3 protein-coding genes are annotated in these 3,011 nt (G+C 44.9%); all 3 read right to left on the bottom strand.

Annotated elements, in window-relative coordinates:
• Positions 1-539 (bottom strand): 30S ribosomal protein S2 (gene rpsB / locus PGX78_RS07235; protein WP_270446188.1); only part of this gene is annotated, 539 nt, incomplete at its 3' end.
• A 171-nt stretch (positions 540-710) separates the two neighbouring features.
• Entirely contained in the window at positions 711-1,685 is a 975-nt protein-coding gene (locus tag PGX78_RS07230; RefSeq protein ID WP_270446186.1) for a 3D domain-containing protein, read from the bottom strand.
• A gap of 53 nt (positions 1,686-1,738) precedes the next feature.
• A partial coding sequence (gene ppk1 / locus PGX78_RS07225) for a polyphosphate kinase 1 (protein WP_270446185.1) occupies positions 1,739-3,011 on the bottom strand: 1,273 nt, incomplete at its 5' end.

Here is a 3,011-nt window from a genome sequence, read left to right as displayed (position 1 = left end):
TTCAATTTACGAGCTTCGGCGATAGCGATTTCTTCTTTTTTCGGATCGATAACGAAGAGTGCATCGGGAACCTTCTTCATTTCTTTAATACCGCCCAAATACTTTTGGAGTTTTTCCATTTCATGTTTGAGAAGCGTTACTTCTTTCTTGGGAAGAACATCGAAAGTGCCGTCTTCCGCTTGTTTTTCAAGAGTTTTTAAGCGTTTTACGCGTTTTTCAATGGTCTGGAAGTTGGTCAACATGCCACCGAGCCAACGTTCGTTGACAAAGAACATACCGCAACGTTCAGCTTCGTTCTTAATGGATTCTTGAGCCTGCTTCTTCGTTCCTACAAAAAGAACCTTGCCGCCTTCGGATGCCAAGTCGCGAGCAAAATTATACGCTTCGTCCAATTTCTTAACGGTTTTCTGCAAGTCGATAATATAGATACCGTTGCGTTCCGTAAAGATAAAGCGGGACATTTTAGGGTTCCAACGACGGGTTTGGTGACCGAAGTGAACGCCTGCTTCCAATAACTGTTTCATTGATACTACTGCCATAATATGTTTCCTCCTGTTTTTCCTCCGCTCGGTCATCACTTGTCGCTACCGTAAAAACGGCACAGTAACAAGCTCGACGATGCGTGTGTATTTAAACCTTAATGATTATATCATAAAGAAAGTCGGGTAGCAAGGATTTGAAAAGCAATAAAAAAAGGCTTACGCCCCTTTTTATTCGAGAATATACACTTGTACGGTGCGGCGACCGAAAGCCATGCACGAATCATAACTTTCCATACATAAATCAATACGGTTGCCTAAAATATCACCGCCTGTATCTTCCGCTACGGCAATGCCGTAACCGGGAATAAAAACCTTCGTTCCCAGGGGAATGACACGCGGATCGACGGCAATTTCCCCGTATCGTGCGCGAGTACCCGTATAGGTGATACCGCGACCGTCTCCGTCAGTCGGCAAGTACGCCGTAGCCACCATGGTCAATACTTCCTTGTATTTGGAAATATCACCCGTATTAATTTCTACTGTTTCCTTAGTACCTATTTTACGAATAAGGGGCTTCATTTCGGAAATAAGTTCCGTCTTTATATGCTCTTTACCGACAACCTGGCCGTCCAGACTGACAATATTATTAGTTACCCGCTTACGTCCGTTAACGCCTTCCTGAACGATTTCTTCACGTCCCTGACCGATAGATTCGTCGGGAATACTTTCGATAACATATTGAACTACATCGTCTTCCGATACGGTTTTCCGCGACAAATTACCGATCCGAACGGTCATGTCCTTTTCCACGGGAGCTTCCGGATTCCCGTACGGTCTGTAGTTTTCACGATCATATCCGTACTGAGCCGCTACTTCTCCTACCGTCTTTTTGCCTGACGAGACCGTAACGGTCTGTCCTTTATAATCCAGCGTTACGGGAACGGCCCGACGAACAGTGGCTACAGACCCGTCCGTAAGCTTCGGTGTCGAAAGATAGACTTCGTCCTTAGACGCCGGTGTAATCCCCAGCTCTCTCGTTAAGGCATCTTTATTTAAAGAGCGCGTGTATATTTCCCGGCTCTTACCGTCTTCAACAACAGTAACAGTTTTGCCCTTATCGATGAATCCTGTCAGAGACACGAGAATCAACAAAGCGACCAAAACGGAATAGGTCCGTGTAATCGATTCTTTCCATTTTCTCATGCAATCCCTCCAATTATGACCAATTGTAACAAAGGAGGTATGGCGTGTCAATTTCAGCCGTTTTCAGGCCCCGAAACAGCTCGTTCTGCAAGTTGCTGAAAAGTCTCCTGAGCATTGACGGCAGGACCCGTTCTATTATCCGCCAAATAGGTATACTCTCCGTTTTGATCCATAATATGACCGTTTACATTATCTTCATAATTGAGTCGGAGAATTTCTTTGATTCTTTCTTTATGAGGCCCGTATTCTACAGGTACAAGCAGTTCGATACGTTCATTTAAATTTCGGGGCATCCAATCAGCGGAAGAAATAAATACATCCTCCGCACCGTCATTGTAAAAATAAAAGAGACGGCTATGTTCCAAAAACCTACCGACAATGCTGTGTACACTGATATTCTCACTAAGTCCCGCCACTCCCGGACGCAGTACACAAATACCGCGAACAATAAGACGCACAATCACTCCGGCCTGAGAAGCTTCATACAACCGATCAATAACGTGTCGATCTAAAAGGGAGTTCATTTTGGCAATAATAACGGCCTTCTTACCCGCTTTAGCCACAGAGATTTCTCTGTCAATGGACGAATACAATTGTTCTCGTAAGTCATAGGGAGCTACCGCCAGTTTTTTCCAAGCCGGACTTTCAAAATAGCCGGACAAAAGGTTGAAAAAAGCCGATGCATCTTCCCCCATAGCCCGATCCGCCGTCAAAATACCTACATCCGTATAAATACGGGCCGTTTTTCCATTATAATTTCCCGTTGCCAAGTGTACATAACGGCGAATACCGTCACTCTCCCGTCGTACGACGAGGGTGATCTTCGAATGGGTTTTTAACCCGGCTACCCCGTAAATAACATGACATCCCGCCTCTTCCAATTTGCGTGCCTTATGAATATTATTTTCTTCATCAAACCGTGCTTTTACTTCCATGAGGACCGTTACTTCTTTGCCGCTTTCGGCAGCCTCCGCCAAGGCATCGATAATAGCCGATCGTGTACCGACACGATATAAGGTTTGCTTAATAGCTAAAACATCCGGATCTTTGGCGGCTAAATAGATAAAATCGTCTACAGCTGCAAAAGTTTCATAAGGATGATGCATCATAATATTATGTTTTTTGACGACAGCCCATAACTCTTCTTTCCTATACGGCAACAGTTCCCATACGGGTTGCGGAGAAGCCACGGGGAACCTCAATCGATCATATTTCGGTAAAGACGTGATTTCAAAAAGTCCCGTCAAATCCACAGGCCCGTCTATTTCATAAATGTCAGCTTCTTCCACGTCAGCCACGGTCTTTAAAAAGTGTCGCATGGCCGGA

The sequence above is a fragment of the Megasphaera sp. AF13-6AC genome, assembly GCF_027685385.1.
Lineage (GTDB): Bacteria > Bacillota > Negativicutes > Veillonellales > Megasphaeraceae > Megasphaera > Megasphaera micronuciformis.
The sequence above is the reverse complement of the archived record's forward strand: the minus strand, read 5'-3'. Positions and strand labels throughout refer to the sequence as shown.

Bases quoted from the DNA above. Each gene is read 5' to 3' on its own strand.
- PGX78_RS07230 (WP_270446186.1), bottom strand. From the start codon at position 1,685: ATGAGAAAATGGAAAGAATCGATTACACGGACCTATTCCGTTTTGGTC.